General features: G+C 73.5%; 14 protein-coding genes. 7 read left to right on the top strand and 7 right to left on the bottom strand.

The genetic code is table 11. From position 1 onward, the window contains the following. Positions 1 to 111: 111 nt before the first annotated feature. Positions 112 to 1,077 (bottom strand): hypothetical protein, encoded by a 966-nt coding sequence (locus tag ACN9M0_RS20700; protein ID WP_426404017.1) that lies wholly within the window; start codon positions 1,075 to 1,077, stop codon positions 112 to 114. 41 nt (positions 1,078 to 1,118) lie between these two features. Between ACN9M0_RS20700 and ACN9M0_RS20695 the strand changes: the two genes are divergently transcribed. Then, complete coding sequence (locus ACN9M0_RS20695; protein WP_366039981.1) at positions 1,119 to 3,830, top strand: helicase C-terminal domain-containing protein; 2,712 nt, start codon at positions 1,119 to 1,121, stop codon at positions 3,828 to 3,830. Between the two features lie 165 nt (positions 3,831 to 3,995). Further along, a complete protein-coding gene (locus ACN9M0_RS20690) occupies positions 3,996 to 5,633 on the top strand; it encodes a DNA repair helicase XPB (protein WP_366039980.1) in 1,638 nt (545 codons plus the stop codon). Between the two features lie 42 nt (positions 5,634 to 5,675). Here the strand turns inward: ACN9M0_RS20690 and ACN9M0_RS20685 are convergent, their stop codons facing one another. Then, a complete protein-coding gene (locus ACN9M0_RS20685; protein WP_366039979.1) occupies positions 5,676 to 7,010 on the bottom strand; it encodes a CARDB domain-containing protein in 1,335 nt (444 codons plus the stop codon). 88 nt (positions 7,011 to 7,098) lie between these two features. Continuing rightward, a complete protein-coding gene (locus tag ACN9M0_RS20680; protein WP_366039978.1) occupies positions 7,099 to 7,275 on the bottom strand; it encodes a hypothetical protein in 177 nt (58 codons plus the stop codon). Positions 7,276 to 7,504: 229 nt separating this feature from the next. Between ACN9M0_RS20680 and ACN9M0_RS20675 the strand changes: the two genes are divergently transcribed. From ACN9M0_RS20675 to ACN9M0_RS20665, 3 genes are all read left to right on the top strand, one after another. After that, a complete protein-coding gene (locus ACN9M0_RS20675; RefSeq protein WP_366039977.1) occupies positions 7,505 to 9,526 on the top strand; it encodes a HelD family protein in 2,022 nt (673 codons plus the stop codon). Continuing rightward, a complete protein-coding gene (locus ACN9M0_RS20670; RefSeq protein ID WP_366039976.1) occupies positions 9,523 to 9,921 on the top strand; it encodes a VOC family protein in 399 nt (132 codons plus the stop codon). Before ACN9M0_RS20675 ends, ACN9M0_RS20670 begins: the two co-directional genes overlap by 4 nt. A gap of 115 nt (positions 9,922 to 10,036) precedes the next feature. Continuing rightward, positions 10,037 to 10,612 (top strand): dihydrofolate reductase family protein, encoded by a 576-nt coding sequence (locus ACN9M0_RS20665; protein WP_426404016.1) that lies wholly within the window; start codon positions 10,037 to 10,039, stop codon positions 10,610 to 10,612. A 251-nt stretch (positions 10,613 to 10,863) separates the two neighbouring features. Here ACN9M0_RS20665 and ACN9M0_RS20660 read toward each other — a convergent pair whose 3' ends face one another. Next, positions 10,864 to 11,748 carry an aminoglycoside phosphotransferase family protein gene (locus ACN9M0_RS20660; protein ID WP_366039974.1) on the bottom strand — a complete coding sequence of 295 codons (885 nt, stop codon included), beginning with the start codon at positions 11,746 to 11,748 and terminating at the stop codon, positions 10,864 to 10,866. Positions 11,749 to 11,765: 17 nt separating this feature from the next. After that, positions 11,766 to 12,356 carry a TetR/AcrR family transcriptional regulator gene (locus ACN9M0_RS20655; protein ID WP_366039973.1) on the bottom strand — a complete coding sequence of 197 codons (591 nt, stop codon included), beginning with the start codon at positions 12,354 to 12,356 and terminating at the stop codon, positions 11,766 to 11,768. 121 nt (positions 12,357 to 12,477) lie between these two features. On the opposite strand from ACN9M0_RS20655, the gene ACN9M0_RS20650 reads away from it, so the two are divergent. Next, positions 12,478 to 13,077, top strand: a complete 600-nt coding sequence (locus ACN9M0_RS20650) for a DUF2867 domain-containing protein (RefSeq protein WP_426404015.1) — start codon at positions 12,478 to 12,480, stop codon at positions 13,075 to 13,077. Here ACN9M0_RS20650 and ACN9M0_RS20645 read toward each other — a convergent pair. Together ACN9M0_RS20645 and ACN9M0_RS20640 are read right to left on the bottom strand one after the other, a co-directional pair. Further along, positions 13,074 to 13,766 carry a copper homeostasis protein CutC gene (locus tag ACN9M0_RS20645; RefSeq protein WP_366039971.1) on the bottom strand — a complete coding sequence of 231 codons (693 nt, stop codon included), beginning with the start codon at positions 13,764 to 13,766 and terminating at the stop codon, positions 13,074 to 13,076. The genes ACN9M0_RS20650 and ACN9M0_RS20645 overlap by 4 nt on opposite strands. Positions 13,767 to 13,817: 51 nt before the next feature. Beyond that, complete coding sequence (locus tag ACN9M0_RS20640) at positions 13,818 to 14,786, bottom strand: hypothetical protein (protein ID WP_366039970.1); 969 nt, start codon at positions 14,784 to 14,786, stop codon at positions 13,818 to 13,820. Between the two features lie 182 nt (positions 14,787 to 14,968). On the opposite strand from ACN9M0_RS20640, the gene ACN9M0_RS20635 reads away from it, so the two are divergent. Beyond that, complete coding sequence (locus tag ACN9M0_RS20635; protein WP_366039996.1) at positions 14,969 to 15,250, top strand: heavy-metal-associated domain-containing protein; 282 nt, start codon at positions 14,969 to 14,971, stop codon at positions 15,248 to 15,250. Positions 15,251 to 15,328 lie beyond the last annotated feature (78 nt).

Genomic DNA, 15,328 nt, shown 5'->3' with positions numbered 1-15,328 from the left:
GGACGAAGTCCGGGGGAGGAACGACTGCCCACGACGGGCGGGGCGCAGGCCCACAACGGGCGCGGCGGCCGCCCACAACGGGCGGGGCGCAGGCCCACGACGGGAGGCGGGTCAGTGGCGGCGGGCGCGCCAGATCAGGAACAGCGCAGAGGCGACGGCCGCGCCCCGGAGGACCCACGGCCAGGTCTCGGAGATCGCCGCGCCCATCGCCTCGCCGCCCGGCGCCACCGCCTCGCCCCAGCGGCCCTCGACGCGGCCCCACAGCCAGGCGATCCCCGTCGCCGCGGCGAGGCCGGGGATCACCAGGACCGCGCCCTTCACCTCGCCCGGTGTCAGCCGGCGGGAGGCGTACGCGAGGAGCCAGCCCGCCGCCAGGGCGACCAGCGAGCCGAAGACCGCGCCACCCAGCAGGAGCAGCGCGGCCAGCAGGACGAAGGGATTCGCGAGGCGGGCCCGGGGCGGGGCCGTGTCCGGTTCCGCCCCGGCCTCTTCGACAGGCGCCGGCGCGGTGGCCTTGCCCACGCGGAGGATCCGGGCGAGGCGGCGGCGCCTCCCCGGCGCGGGCTCCTCGGCCGCGTCGCCCTCGTCCTCGTCCTTCGCCGGGGCGGGCGGTGTGAAGAGGTCCGGGCGCTCGATGCCGCCGACGAAGCCCGGGAACCCGTCGTCGGAGTCTGCGTCGGCGTCGGCGTCGTCCACCCGCCACCAGTCCGCCGTCCCCCGGGCACCCCGGCCGTCCGGGCCGTGGCTGTCCTGGGCCGGAATCACGGGGGCCGACTCGCCGGAGGCCCCTCGTGGGTTTTCGGGGGCCCCGGAGCCGCTCGTGCGCGGCTTCGGCAGGGGCCGCTCGTCCGACGGGCCCGCCCGGTCCACGATCTCGTCCGGGGTGCCCAGGGCGCCGAGGATGCCCCGTACCGCCGCCGGGCTCTCCTCGCCGTGCGTGGCGCGCCTGCGGTCGATCTCGTTCCGGAGCCCGGACACGAGCTTCATCCGGTCGCTCGCCGGCAGCTGCCGCTGCTGTGCCAGATCGCCGACCCGGCTCAGATAGTCGTAGACCAACTTGTCGCTCTCGATCCCCACGGCATGACGGTAGCGCTTGGACAGCGGCTAACGTGGTCCGGATGGGGATCGGTGAGCTCGACCGGGAGGCGCACGTGCCCGAGGTAACTGGCGCCGCCGCGGCGCCCCGCACGCTCGCGGAGGCGCTCCGCGCGCGGGGCGACGAGGGGCTCGCCGCGCTGCTGCGCGCCCGGCCCGACCTGCTGAGCCCCGTACCGAACGACCTGACGCAGCTGGCGACGCGCGCCGGCACGCGGGGCTCGGTGGTGCGGGCCCTGGAGCGGCTCGACCGGTTCGCCCTCCAGACGGCCGAGGCGCTGGCCGTGGCCCCGGACCCCGCCCCGTACCCCGTACTCCTGGCGCTCCTCACCGGCGACGAGGGCGATCCGCAGATCGAGGCGGCCCTGCCGGGCGCGGTGGCGCTGCTGCGCGAGCAGGCCCTGGTGTGGGGCGAGGACGACCGGCTGCGGCTCGTACGGACCGCGCGGGAGCTCCTCGCGCCCTCGGCGCAGCATCCCTCGCCGACCGGGCTCGGACCGACGGTCGCGGAGGCCACGGCGGGGATGTCGCCGGGCCGGGTGCAGGAGATCATCGCGACGGCCGGTCTGACGGCGACGCACGATCCGGTGTCGGCGGTGGCCGTCCTGACGGAGCTGTTCACGGACCGGGAGCGGATGGGCTCGCTGCTCGACGAGGCGTCCCCGGAGGCGCTCGCGGTCCTGGACCGGCTGGTGTGGGGTCCGCCGTACGGCGAGGTGTCGGCGAACCCGGCGCCGCCGGTGACCTGGCTGCGCGACCGGGGCCTGCTGCTTCCGGTGTCGGCGCGGACGATGGTGCTGCCGCGCGAGGTGGCGCTGCATCTGCGGGGCGGACGGGCGCACCGGGCGCCGGAGCCGGTGGCGCCGGTGGTGGAGGTGGCGCGCGACTACCGTCCCCAGGTTGTGGACAGCGCGGCGGCCGGGCAGGCGTACGCGACGCTCGCGACGGTCGAGGAGCTGCTCAAGTCCTGGGACCAGGGCGGGCCGCAGGTCCTGCGGGCGGGCGGGATGTCCGTACGGGACCTCAAGCGGACCGCCGCGGCCCTGGACGTGACGGAGCAGCTCGCCGCGTTCTGGATGGAGCTGTGCTTCGGGGCGGGGCTGATCGCCTCGGACGGCGAGGCGGACGAGCGGTACGCGCCGACGCCCGCGTACGACGACTGGCTCGACCTGCCGCCCGCCGAGCGCTGGGCGCGGCTCGTCGCGCCCTGGCTGACGGCGACGCGTACGGCGGGTCTGGTCGGCGGCCAGGACGCGAAGGGGCGGACGCTCGCCGCCCTCGGCCCCGACCTGGACCGCGCGGCGGCGCCGGAGGTCCGCCACCGGGTCCTGGAACTCCTCGCGACCCTTCCGCCGGGCGCCGCGGCGGACCCCGAGACGCTGTTCGCCCGGCTCCGCTGGGAGCGGCCGGTGCGGGGCGCCGGGCAGCCGGTCCCGCCGCGCGGGCCGCAGCCCGCCGCCGGCCATGCCGCCGCCGCTTCCGCCGCTGCCTCCACCGGTGCCTCCGCTTCCGACGACTCCGCGACCACCGGCCCCGGAGCCGACACCACAGCCGGATACGGGACTGCGGCCGGATACGGCACCGCGGCCGGGTTCGGCACCGGCACCGGCTACGGCCCCGAGGTCCCCGGCGACCTGCGGTCCCGGATCGCCCGGTGGACGCTCACCGAGGCCGAGCTGCTCGGGCTCACCGGCAGGGGCGCGCTCGCGGCCCCCGCCCGGGCGCTGCTCAACCTGCCGCTCGCGGAGGCCGCGACCCCCGCCGACCACGGGGGCCGGGTCGAACTGTCGGTGGCCGCCGGGCGCGCGGCGACCCTGCTCGCGCCGCTGCTCCCCGAGGCCGTCGACCACGTCCTGCTCCAGGCCGACCTGACGGCCGTCGCGCCGGGGCCGCTGCGGCGGCCGCTCGCGGACGCGCTCTCCGTCCTGGCGGACGTGGAATCGAAGGGTGGCGCGACGGTCTACCGGTTCACGCCGGGTTCCGTGCGGCGCGCACTCGACTCCGGGCGGTCGGCCTCCGACCTGCACGACTTCCTCGCCGCGCACGCGCGCACGCCGGTGCCGCAGCCGCTCGCGTACCTGATCGACGACGTGGCCAGGAGGCACGGCCACCTGCGGATCGGGGCGGCGTCGGCGTACGTGCGCTGCGACGACGACACGGTCCTCGGCGAGATCCTGGCCGACCGGCGCTCCGCCGGCCTGGGCCTGCGCCGACTCGCGCCGACGGTGCTCGCCGCGCAGGCGGACCCGGCGTCGCTGCTCGACGGGCTGCGGTCGATGGGGTACGCCCCGGCCGCGGAGTCCGCCGAGGGCGACGTCCTGGTCACCCGCGCCGACGCGTACCGCACCCCGGCCCGTACGGCCCCCGTTCCCGTCCCGGACGGCCCGCCCGCCCCCGACACGACCCTCCTGGGCGCGGCGGTGAAGGCGATCCGGGCGGGCGACCGGGCGGCGACGGCGGTACGGAAGGAACCCGCGGCCCCGGTGGCAGCGGGCGGCCTCCCCCGCACCTCGGCCGCCGAGACCCTGGCCACCGTCCAGGCCGCGGTCATGACCGGCTCGCCCGTCTGGATCGGCTACGTCAACGCGGAGGGCGCGGCGAGCCAGCGGGTCATCGCCCCGGTCCGCGTCGAGGGCGGCTTCGTGACGGGCTACGACCACACGGCCGACGAGGTCCGCACGTACCCCCTGCACCGCATCACGGGCGTCGCGGAACTGGCGGACGACCAGGTCTAGCGCCGCGGGTTCACCAGGGCGCCGGGGTCGGCCTTCAGCGGGAACGGCGCCCCGCGCGGAAACCGACGCCTTCAGTGCGGCAGCCCACTCCGACAACGGCCCCGGATCAGGCAGACTGGAGGATTGGCCGTCACCGAACGCGGCCCGGGAAGGACCTGATCGCACGTGAATGGGCCACTCATCGTCCAGAGCGACAAGACGCTGCTCCTGGAGGTCGACCACGAGCTCGCCGAGGCCTGTCGTCGGGCCATCGCGCCGTTCGCGGAGCTGGAGCGGGCGCCGGAGCACATCCATACGTACCGGGTGACGCCGCTCGGGCTGTGGAACGCGCGGGCCGCCGGGCACGACGCCGAGCAGGTCGTCGACGCGCTCGTCGAGTTCTCGCGGTATCCCGTGCCGCACGCGCTGCTCGTCGACATCGCCGAGACCATGGCCCGGTACGGCCGGCTCACCCTCTCCAAGCACCCCACGCACGGGCTCGTGCTGACCACGACCGACCGGCCCGTCCTGGAGGAGATCCTGCGGTCGCGGAAGGTGCAGCCGCTCGTCGGGGAGCGGATCGACGCCGACAGCGTCGTCGTGCACCCCTCCGAGCGCGGGCAGATCAAGCAGACGCTGCTGAAGCTGGGCTGGCCGGCCGAGGACCTCGCCGGGTACGTGGACGGGGAGGCGCACCGGATCGACCTCGCCGAGGACGGCTGGAGCCTGCGGCCGTACCAGAAGCAGGCCGTCGAGGGCTTCTGGCACGGTGGCTCCGGTGTCGTCGTGCTGCCCTGTGGTGCGGGGAAGACGCTGGTCGGGGCCGGGGCGATGGCCCAGGCGAAGGCGACGACCCTGATTCTCGTGACGAACACGGTCTCCGCCCGGCAGTGGAAGCACGAGCTGGTGAAGCGGACCTCGCTGACCGAGGACGAGATCGGCGAGTACAGCGGTACGCGCAAGGAGATCCGGCCGGTCACCATCGCCACGTACCAGGTGCTGACCACCAAGCGGAAGGGTGTCTATCCCCACCTGGAGCTGTTCGACTCGCGGGACTGGGGGCTCATCGTCTACGACGAGGTGCACCTGCTGCCGGCGCCGGTCTTCAAGTTCACCGCCGACCTGCAGGCCCGTCGGCGCCTCGGGCTCACCGCGACCCTCGTGCGGGAGGACGGCAAGGAGGCGGACGTCTTCTCGCTGATCGGGCCCAAGCGGTTCGACGCGCCGTGGAAGGAGATCGAGGCGCAGGGGTACATCGCGCCCGCCGACTGCGTCGAGGTGCGGGTGAACCTGACCGACTCGGAGCGGCTCGCGTACGCGACGGCCGAGGCGGAGGAGAAGTACCGCTTCTGCGCGACGACGGCGACGAAGCGGAAGGTGACCGAGGCCCTGGTGAAGAGGTTCGAGGGTCAGCAGATCCTCGTCATCGGGCAGTACATCGACCAGCTGGACGAGCTCGGCGAGCACCTGGACGCGCCGGTGATCAAGGGCGAGACGTCGAACGCGCAGCGGGAGAAGCTCTTCGACGCGTTCCGCAACGGCGAGATCAACGTCCTGGTCGTGTCGAAGGTCGCGAACTTCTCGATCGACCTGCCGGAGGCGACGGTCGCGATCCAGGTGTCGGGCACCTTCGGGTCCCGGCAGGAGGAGGCGCAGCGCCTGGGCCGGGTGCTGCGGCCGAAGGCGGACGGGCACCAGGCGCACTTCTACTCGGTGGTCGCGCGGGACACGATCGACCAGGACTTCGCGGCCCACCGCCAGCGGTTCCTGGCGGAGCAGGGGTACGCGTACCGGATCATGGACGCGGACGAGCTGCTCGGCTGAGGAACGTGGAGGGCCCCGCGCCGGGGCCCTCCACGTCGTGCGTCAGACCGCCGGGTTCAGGACCAGCTTCGCCGTGTTGTTGTCGGCGTTCGGGTCGAACGGGAAGCCCGTGCCGTACGGCGGGTTCAGCGTGATCGCGCCCTTCGCGCCGGTGACGACCGTGTCCACGCGCAGGTCGAACGGGAACGTCACGGTCTGCTTCTCGGCCACCCAGATCGGCAGCTGGCACACGTAGCGCGGCGCACCGGTGCGCACCTCGTTCTCCCACCAGCCGCCGTCCGCGGTGCGCGGCTCGCAGGCGTCCGGCACCGTGGTGACGGTCGCGCCCCGCGGGACCGTGACGTCGACGGAGCCGACCGGGTCGCCGGAGCCGAGGTTGGCGATCCAGGCCGGGCCGCGGTTGCGGAAGGTGACGTCCGCGCGGACGGTCTCGCCGGTGGCGGCGGTGAGCCGCGCGCCGCGGACGGCGAAGTCCGCGGTGTTGGTGACGCCGATCGAGGCGACCGTGCCGTTGTTCTCCGGGGCGAGGTCCTCGGCGCCGCCGCGGGCGTTCACGCCGATGTCGATGCGCTCGGCCAGCGCGTACGGGGCGGTGGTCGCCTGGAGCGCCGTCGGCAGGGCGAAGGAGCCGCCCGGGGCGACGACGTCGTCGAAGGTGCAGTCGATCTTGGTGAGCGGCTTGATCGTGCCCTCGCCGAGCGGCTCGCCGGTGCACTGCGGGGCGACCGTGCCGAGGTCGAGGCCGCGGGTGACGTACAGGGTGACCTGGACGCCGTTCGCCGCCTCGTTGCCCTTGTTCACGACGGAGACCGGCACCGGGACGGTGCTGCCGGGGGCGACGCCGGTCACCGGTGCGGCCTGGGCGACGACGAGGTCGGGGCCGGACGCGACGCGGACGGTGGTGGAGCCGCTGGACGCGGTCATGGTGCCGGTGTCGGTGTGGGCGGTGGCCTGGTACGAGATCTGGCCGGTGACGCCCGCCTCGGTGCCGGCGGCGGCGCGCAGTTTCACCTGCACGGGTGCTTCGCCGGTCAGCGGCACCTCGGGGAGGGAGCAGACGGCGGTGGTCCCGGCCGGGGCGCAGGTGTCCGGCCAGGTGACGTCGGCGACGCCGGTGAGGCCGGAGACGTCGACGGTGAGCTCGCCGTCGGTCACGCGGACGTCGGGGTTGTCGTGGTAGAGCCCCAGGCCGAGCGTGACGGCCTGGGCTTCGCCGCCGTCGACGCCCTTGGGCAGCGCGAGCTCCCACGGGGACACGATCCACAGCTGGTCGCTGTCCGCGGCGGCCGGCGACGCGGCCACGCCGACGCCGACCAGTCCGGCCGCGGTGGCGCATGCGGCGAGCCGCGCGAGGCGGCCGAAGGAGGACTTCCTCATGGTTTTCTGTGTTCCTCACTGCTTCGGGGACGGGCGATGCGATGAGGAGACCGTCGGGGGCGGTGAAGAGTTGTACGCCGGAGGGCGTTCAGCGGCTTCTGTGCGTCGGGCGCGGGGTGCGGACGCCCGCCTCCGCGGGGCCGTAGTCGCCCAGGAGGGCGACCGAGGCCGCCGCGCCGCCGAAGGCGCGTATCGCGCGGAGGGCGGTGGTGAGGCGGTGGGGGCGGGGGACGGTGGTCACGAGAGTGAAGGTCGTCGCGGTCATGCCTCCATGATGGAATCCGGACATTGCGGATACATCGGCCTGGGGTGGGAAACGGGGTCCCCCTCACGTCGGACCCCTCCCCCTAGGGGGAAATGGATTCGCTCCGGCCTGACGCCCGGAGTTAGACTCCTCGGCTTCCCCGCTTCCCGTTCGTGGAGCGCCGCCGCCCGGTCGGAAACCGGCGGCCACCTTGTCGTGTCCGCGTATCCACCTGCCCGGAGGCTTCACCGTGTCCGTATCCGACCCGCTCTCGCGCGAGCGCGCCCATCTGACCTCGTCCCGCGCCGCGCTGCGTGCGATGCGCGAGGACGTCGAGGCGCTCGACATCAAGGACGTCACCGCGAACTGGGTCAACTCGCTGGTGCTCGGTCGGCAGATCGAGGACCGGATCAAGGCGCTCGCGGACCTCGCCGACACCCCGCTGTTCTTCGGGCGGCTCGACTACCTGCACACCACGCAGGAGGGGCAGCGCTTCTACATCGGGCGGCGGCACGTCCACGACGCCGACGGCGATCCGATGGTGATCGACTGGCGTGCGCCGGTCTCGCAGCCGTACTACCAGGCGTCGAAGAAGGACCCGCAGGACGTCGGCCTGCGGCGCCGCTTCGGGTACACGGGCGGCGACCTCACCGCGTACGAGGACGAGCACCTGTCCGACCCCGACGAGCTCGAACACACCAGCCGGCTGCTCCAGGCGGAGATCGAGCGGCCCCGTGTCGGTCCGATGCGGGACATCGTCGCCACGATCCAGCCGGAGCAGGACGGGATCGTCCGCTCCGACCTGTCGGGGACGGTGTGCGTGCAGGGAGGGCCCGGGACGGGAAAGACGGCCGTCGGCCTGCACCGTGTCGCGTACCTGCTGTACGCGCACCGGGAGCGGCTCGCCCGCACCGGCACCCTCGTCATCGGGCCGAACCGGTCCTTCCTCCACTACATCGAGCAGGTCCTGCCGGCGCTCGGCGAGTTGGAGGTGCAGCAGGCGACGGTCGACGACCTCGTCGCGCACGTCGAGGTGCGGGGCACGGACGAGGCGGCGACGGCGGTCGTCAAGGGCGACGCCCGGATGGCGGAGGTGCTGCGGCGGGCGGTCCGCTCGCACGTGACGCTGCCGAAGGAGCCGCTGATGGTGGTGCGCGGCTCCCGGCGCTGGCGGGTTCCCGCGTACGAACTGGAGCAGATGGTACGGGAGTTGCTCGCCCGCGACATCCGGTACGGCGCCGCCCGCGAGGCCCTCCCGCAGCGCATCGCGCATGCCGTCCTGGTACGGATGGAGGAGGCCGGCGAGGCGCCCGACGACCGGGTGCAGAACGCGGTCGCGCGGAACACGGCGGTGAAGGCCGTCGTGAAGGAGTGCTGGCCGCTCGTCGAGCCCGCGAAGCTGGTCCTGCGGCTCCTGGGCGACGCCGAGTTCCTCGCCGAGCACGCCGAGGGGCTGCTCACCGAGGACGAGCAGAAGCTGCTGCTGTGGGCGAAGCCCGCGCGGAGCGTGAAGACGGCGAAGTGGTCGGCGGCCGACGCCGTCCTCATCGACGAGACGAAGGACCTGGTCGAGCGGACGCACTCGCTCGGGCACGTGGTCCTCGACGAGGCGCAGGACCTGTCCCCCATGCAGTACCGGGCGGTGGGCCGGCGCTGCACGACCGGTTCGGCGACGGTGCTCGGCGACCTGGCGCAGGGCACGACGCCGTGGGCGACGGAGAGCTGGGCGCAGGCGCTCGGGCACCTGGGGAAGCCGGAGGCGCTGGTGGAGGAGCTGACCGCCGGCTTCCGCGTGCCGCGCGAGGTCATCGCGTACGCCTCGCGGCTGCTTCCGCACATGTCGCCGGGGCTCGCGGCGGTGGAGTCCGTACGAGAGAACCCGGGCTCGCTGTCCGTCCGCCGTACGGAGACTCTGGACGCGGACGTCGTCGCGGCCTGCGTCGAGGCGCTGGCGCACGAGGGTTCGATCGGCCTGATCGCCGCCGACGCGCGGATCGCGCCGCTCGCGGAGGCGCTGACGGCGGCCGGGCTCGCGTACCTCTCCCCCGGCGAGGAGACGACGGCCGAGTCCCGGCTCACGCTGGTCCCGGCCTCGCTCGCGAAGGGCCTGGAGTACGACTACGTGGTCCTGGACGAGCCGGCGGCCGTCGTCGACGGCGAACCGGACGAGCGGACCGGCCTGCGGCGGCTGTACGTGGCGCTGACGCGTGCGGTGTCGGGACTGACGGTCGTTCACTCGGCGGAGATCCCCGCCCAGTTGGGCGCGCTGTGATCGGGGGTCTGCATCACGTCGAGCTGTGGGTGGGCGACCTGGCGCGGGCCGAGCGGAGCCTCGGCTGGCTGCTCGGGGCGCTCGGCCACACGCCCTTCCAGTCCTGGGAGGGCGGCCGCAGCTGGGCGCTCGGCTCCTGCTACCTGGTCGTCGAGCAGTCCCCGGCCCGTACGTCGGACCAGCACGACCGGCTCCGTCCGGGCCTCAACCACCTGGCCTTCCACGCGGGCGACCGGGCGGCCGTCGACGCCCTCGCCGCGGAGGCGCCGGCGCACGGCTGGCGGCTGATGTTCGCCGACCGGCATCCGTACGCGGGCGGGGACGGGCACTACGCGGCGTACCTGGAGAACGAGGACGGGTTCGAGGTGGAGCTGGTGGCGTCGTCGTCGGGCTGACGACACGGCCGCGCCGGCGCCGATGAGTTTTCTCGTGATCTCCGGTCTATAGGTTGTAGTTGCTGCCCAGCACCTTCTGCTGAGTACCAGTCACGAACCCACCGGGAGAACCCAGATGCGCACGCTGATCAGCTCCGCCTTCATCTCGCTCGACGGCGTCGTGGAGGGCCCCGGCGGCGAGGCCGGATACCGGAACGCGGGCTGGACCTTCAAGGACATCGAGTTCGTGCCGGAGGCGTACGCCCTCAAGGGTGCGGAGCAGGAGGAGGCCGGGGCGATGCTTCTCGGCCGGGCGAGCTACGAGGCGTTCAGCGCGGTCTGGCCGGACATGGCGGACTTCGCCCGCTACAAGGAGCTGCCGAAGTACGTGGTGTCGACCACCCTCACCGAGGACGACCTGGTGGACAACTGGGGCGAGACCACGATCCTGCGCTCGCTCGACGAGGTCGCCACGCTGAAGGAGACGACCGAGGGCGGGCCGATCATCGTGCACGGCAGTGCGAGCCTGAACAGGGCGCTGTCGGACGCCGGCCTGATCGACCGGTACCACCTGCTCGTCTTCCCGATGCTCCTCGGCGCGGGCAAGCGCCTGTTCAGCGACACGGACAAGGACACGCAGCAGCTGAAGCTCGTCGAGCACGAGACGTACTCCAACGGCATCCAGAAGAACGTCTTCGACATCGTCCGCTAAGACTTGTTCCGCAATTCACCAGAGGGTGAGCTGCGGGTCGCAGCCGGGTCGGCGTCCGGGCTCCGGGGTGGTCACGCACGGGGCGTGTCCCATCCGGGGCCGCTCGGGGCCGCTGTCCGGCGGTTCGGTGAGCAGAGGTCTCCCGCCGGCGGGGGACTGCCACGCGACCAGCACCCCGAGGGGTGGTCTGGCACGGTGTGGTTGACTCACGCAGGGCTTCTTCCAGCCCTTCTCTCTTTGCCGTCTCGCCATCACCCCGCCGCGTACTCGGCGAGGGCCTCCGTGCGGCTGCGGCGGGCGACCGCGGCGAGGACCGGGTTCGTGGTGCGGTAGTAGTGCTCGGTCACCACGCCCCAGACCAGGGCCCAGCCGCGGCCGCGCGCCCACGTGGCGTCGTCGAGCTCGGCGGCCTCGCGGAAGAGGGGGCGGGTGTCGGGGGTCAGCAGGGACCAGGCGGCCATGAGGTCGACGGCCGGGTCGCCCGTACCGAGGGCGCCGAAGTCGATGACGGCGTGGAGGCGGCCGTCGCGGGTGAGGAGGTTCCCGGGGAGCAGGTCGCCGTGTTGCCAGACGGGGTCGCCCTGCCAGGCCGGGAGACGGAGTACGGATTCCCAGGCCTCGGTGGCGGCCTCGGCGTCGAGGGCGCCGTCCGCGCCGAGGGCGCGGATGGCGGGGGTCATGGCGCCCTGCTCCCAGTCGGTGACCGGTCCGCCCCGGGAGGCGTGGGGGCCACCGGTCGCGTCGACGCCGCGCAGGGAGACGCCGAAGCGTCCCAACTCGACGGCGGCGTGGGCGAGATCGCCGATCGGGGCGTTGTAGGCGTCGTCGCCGTCGAGCCAGGCGAGCACCGACCAGGACCGGTCGTACCCTTCCCCGGGCGCCCCGTGCGCGACGGGTACAGGCACGGGCAGGGTCAGGTGCGGCGCGAGACGGGGCAGCCAGCGCTGCTCCTTCTCGGCGTGCCCGGCGGCCCAGTCGGCCTTCGGCAGCCGTACGGCGAACTCGTCTCCGAGCCGGAACATCGCGTTGTCGGTGCCGGCGGAGTCCACCGCCCGGACGGGGAGCCCCGCCCAGTCGGGGAACTGGGCGGCGATGAGCCGCTCGACGAGGCCGGTGTCGATACGGGGGGTGGTCATACGCGCGAGGCTAGCGATCACGCACCGTGGGCGCCACGGGATTGCGGCTCCTTCGGCCTGTCCAGGATCAGGTCGCCGGCCCGGGTGAGGACCTCGGCGCGGGTGCGGCCCTGGTGGTCGGCGGCGAGGAAGTGATGGCCGATGGCCACGCAGAAGGCGAGGAGGGCGCGGGCCTCGACCTCGTCGGGGTCGGGGCAGAAGGTGCCGATCATCTCGCGGAGCAGTTCCATGCGCCGGTTGTCGACGCGGCGCAGGCGGGCGGCGACGGTCTCGTCGCGGCGGGCCCAGTCGCGGACGGCGAGGTCGATGGGGCGCAGCCGGTCGCCGGAGAAGGTGAGCATGCCGGCGAAGGTGATGAGGGCCCTCGGGTCGCCGCCCTCGTCCTGCCGGACGCGGTCGATGACCTGGTCGACGGCTTCGCGTTCCCAGGTGTCGAGCATGGCGGTGAGGAGTGCGTCGCGGTCGGGGAAGTAGCCGTAGAAGCCGCCTTTGGTGACGCCGAGGCGTTTGGCGAGGGCTTCGACGCGGACGGCGTCGGGGCCGCCGTCGGCGAGGACCGTCAGGCCCTCCTCCACCCATCGTTCGCGTGGTGTGCGTGCGGCGCCCATGGTGTGTCCTCCCTCACCCGGCGACCGAATATACGCCTCCGTACATCAGGTCTGGCATCGTTGGCCTCGTCGTTATACGCAAGCGTATAGAACGTAGAGAAGTGGAAAGGCGGCAGCGGCCATGAAGCTCCCCGTCACCGAACACACCACCCGGCCGTGGCGGATCCACGCGTTCACCCCGGACTTCACGACCGAGGACGTGTGGTCCTTCCGCATGCCGGGCGCCGGGCCCGACGACTTCCCGCGCGTGCTCGCCGCGATCACGGCCGACGCGGGCCTCGACCGGCAGTACGGGCCCTCGAAGTTCCTGTTCGCGGTGCGCTGGAAGCTGGGCGCCCTGCTGGGCTGGGACGACGAACGGGCCGGTCTGGGCCCGCGCGTCCCGTCGCTGCGCGACCGCATGCCGGAGGAACTGACGGCGACGGCGGACCCCACCCCGGGCCCCGGCCCGTTCAGCTCCCTGTACGACCTGCCCGACGAGCGCGCCAAGGAGCTGGCGAACAAGACCGTCCACGGGGTCATGCACCTGGGCTGGGTCGAGACGCCCGACGGCGCCCACGAGCTCCGCATGGCGGTCCTGGTCAAGCCCAACGGCCGCATGGGCCGCCTCTACATGGCGCTGATCGCACCCTTCCGGTACCTCATCGTCTACCCGGCGATGACCCGCCGGTGGGAAGCCGCCTGGCGGGACCGGGAGCGACTGCTCGGACAGGACCCCTAGGGGGTGTCGATCGCCTCGCGCCAGGTGCGTACCGCGGCCGGCGAGACCGGGGACGTCCAGCCCTGGGGGCGGGCCGCGCCGCCGATGTGGAAGGCGGTGAGGCCGGCCGCGCGGAGGGTCGGGAGGTGGTCGAGGCGGAGGCCGCCGCCGACGAGGATCTGGGGCTCGTAGCCCGGTTCGCCCGTGCGGGCCGCCTCCGTCCTCAGGGTGGCCAGGCCGTCGTCGACGCCCGTCGCCGCGCCGGCCGTGAGGTACGTGTCGAGGCCCGGCAGGTCCGCGAGCTGCTTGCGCAGGGCGTCGCGGTCGGCGGCGCGGTCGATGGCCCGGTGGAACGTCCAGCTGCAGCCGTCCAGGACGGCGATGAGGCGCTCGACGGCCACCAGGTCCGGTTCGCCGTCCGCCGTGAGGAAGCCGAGGACGAATTCGGTCGCGCCCGCCGCGCGGAGTTCCTCCGCGCGCCCGACGAGGGCGTCGACGTCGCCGGCGGCGAATCCGTCGGCGAGGCGGAGCATCACGCGCAGCGGGATGTCGACGGCGGCGCGGATGGCGGTGAAGCCGGCCAGGGACGGGGTGAGTCCGTCCGCCGCCATGTCGGTGACGAGTTCGAGCCGGTCGGCACCACCGGTCTGGGCAGCGACCGCGTCTTCCTCGTCGAGGGCGATCACCTCAAGGACAGCACGGTTGCTCATCGAGCCCATTCCTCCATGAATGACGGCTACAGGTCTAGTCCAATGACCAGACTAGCCGTGCGCGTGGCCTCCCGCATCGTGCGTCGACTCACCCGTCGGCCGGACGGGGGCCTTTCCCGTCGCGCCGGCCGTCACCGTGAAGGCCGCCGTCCGGACCTTCCCCTGGTGCTGGAAGTCGAGGAACAGGCGGTACGTGCCGGCGCTGGGCGCCGTCGCGGTGAAGGAGACGTCCGGGCCGGGGCCGCCCTCGTTCGGGTGCACGTGGAGGTAGGCGAGGTCGCCGTCGCGCAGGGCGACGAGGTGTCCGTACGCGCCGAGGTACGGCTCCAGGTCGGTGACGGGCTTCCCGGCCTTGGTGACGGTGAGCTTCAGCTCGCCCGCCTTGCCGGGGTCGAGGACGCCGCCGAGCCGGACCTGGTAGCCGTCGACGGTCGCGGTGGGGGCGACGGCGGGCAGCGGCTTCGGGGCGTAGGCGCCGGGGACGGAGAGGTCGGCGCCGAGGGTGACGCCCTGCGCGCCCTTCGCCGCCGGCTTGAAGTCGGCGAAGGCCTTGTAGCCGCCGGCCGCCGGCAGGTCCGCGTCCACCGACCAGGTGCCGTCGGCGGCCCTCACGGGGTGCAGGTGGCGGAAGGTGTTGAGGTCGCGCGAGGCGACGATGAAGTGCAGTTCCTTGCCGTGCTCGGTGGTGAAGGCGGTGACCTTCTTGCCGGCGGCGTCCTTGATGGAGAACTTCAGGGTGCTCCGGCCCACGGCGGGAGTGGGGGTCTCCAGGGCCAGGGTGTAGCCGTCCTGGGAGACCTGGAGGCCGCCGGGGAGCGCGGCGGCCGCGGTGGTGGCGCCCTCCTCGTGGCCCGCGTGGCCGTCGGCCCCCTTCTTCTGCGGCTCCTGCGCCGCGTGGTCGCCGTGCTCGGCCTTCGCCGGCTCCTCGACGGGGCCGACCGTCCTGCCGACCCCGTACGCGGTCCCGAAGGTCGCGGCGAGCGCGGCGGCAAAGGCAGTGATCTTCACTCCGGTGTTCATGACTGCTCTCCCGTACGTGGGTGGCGTGGGTAACCCGTTCAATGCACCTCACCATACCCCTGGGGGGTATCAAGTCAAGTCGGGTCGATACTTGCGTCGGATACCACCGGGGGGTATACATGGACTCACAACCTGATACCCCCCGAGGGTATCGGCCAGTGGAACCGACCGAGGAGGAAGCCATGGGCTCCTGCTGCACCCCCGACAACAGCTGCTCGACCACGGAGACCGCCACCGTCGCGGTCGCCGACAGCACCGTCACCGTCTACGCCGTCACCGGCATGACCTGCGGCCACTGCAGGACCGCGATCACCAAGTCCGTCAGCGCCCTGGACGGCGTCATCTCCGTGGACGTCGACGTGGACGGCGGCCTGGTGACCGTGACCACCGGCGGCGAGCCCGACGACGCCGCGATCACCGCGGCCGTCGACGACGCGGGCTACGAGCTGACCGGCCGGGCCTGATCCGCCGCCGGGCAGACCGACACCCACCGGCGTCCCCCGTCCCGGTACCCGACGGTCCGCCCGGCAGGCGGAACTCCG

The sequence above is a fragment of the Streptomyces sp. R-07 genome (genome assembly GCF_049913175.1).
In the GTDB taxonomy this organism is placed as follows: domain Bacteria; phylum Actinomycetota; class Actinomycetes; order Streptomycetales; family Streptomycetaceae; genus Streptomyces.
Note: the sequence above shows the minus strand (reverse complement) of the source record. Positions and strands in the feature narration are given on the sequence as shown.

Coding starts and splice junctions, on each gene's coding strand:
- ACN9M0_RS20695 (WP_366039981.1), top strand. CDS start 1,119: ATGGGGATCGGTGAGCTCGACCGGGAGGCGCACGTGCCCGAGGTAACT.
- ACN9M0_RS20685 (WP_366039979.1), bottom strand. CDS start 7,010: ATGAGGAAGTCCTCCTTCGGCCGCCTCGCGCGGCTCGCCGCATGCGCC.
- ACN9M0_RS20680 (WP_366039978.1), bottom strand. CDS start 7,275: ATGACCGCGACGACCTTCACTCTCGTGACCACCGTCCCCCGCCCCCAC.
- ACN9M0_RS20665 (WP_426404016.1), top strand. CDS start 10,037: ATGCGCACGCTGATCAGCTCCGCCTTCATCTCGCTCGACGGCGTCGTG.
- ACN9M0_RS20660 (WP_366039974.1), bottom strand. CDS start 11,748: ATGACCACCCCCCGTATCGACACCGGCCTCGTCGAGCGGCTCATCGCC.
- ACN9M0_RS20655 (WP_366039973.1), bottom strand. CDS start 12,356: ATGGGCGCCGCACGCACACCACGCGAACGATGGGTGGAGGAGGGCCTG.
- ACN9M0_RS20650 (WP_426404015.1), top strand. CDS start 12,478: ATGAAGCTCCCCGTCACCGAACACACCACCCGGCCGTGGCGGATCCAC.
- ACN9M0_RS20645 (WP_366039971.1), bottom strand. CDS start 13,766: ATGAGCAACCGTGCTGTCCTTGAGGTGATCGCCCTCGACGAGGAAGAC.
- ACN9M0_RS20640 (WP_366039970.1), bottom strand. CDS start 14,786: ATGAACACCGGAGTGAAGATCACTGCCTTTGCCGCCGCGCTCGCCGCG.
- ACN9M0_RS20635 (WP_366039996.1), top strand. CDS start 14,969: ATGGGCTCCTGCTGCACCCCCGACAACAGCTGCTCGACCACGGAGACC.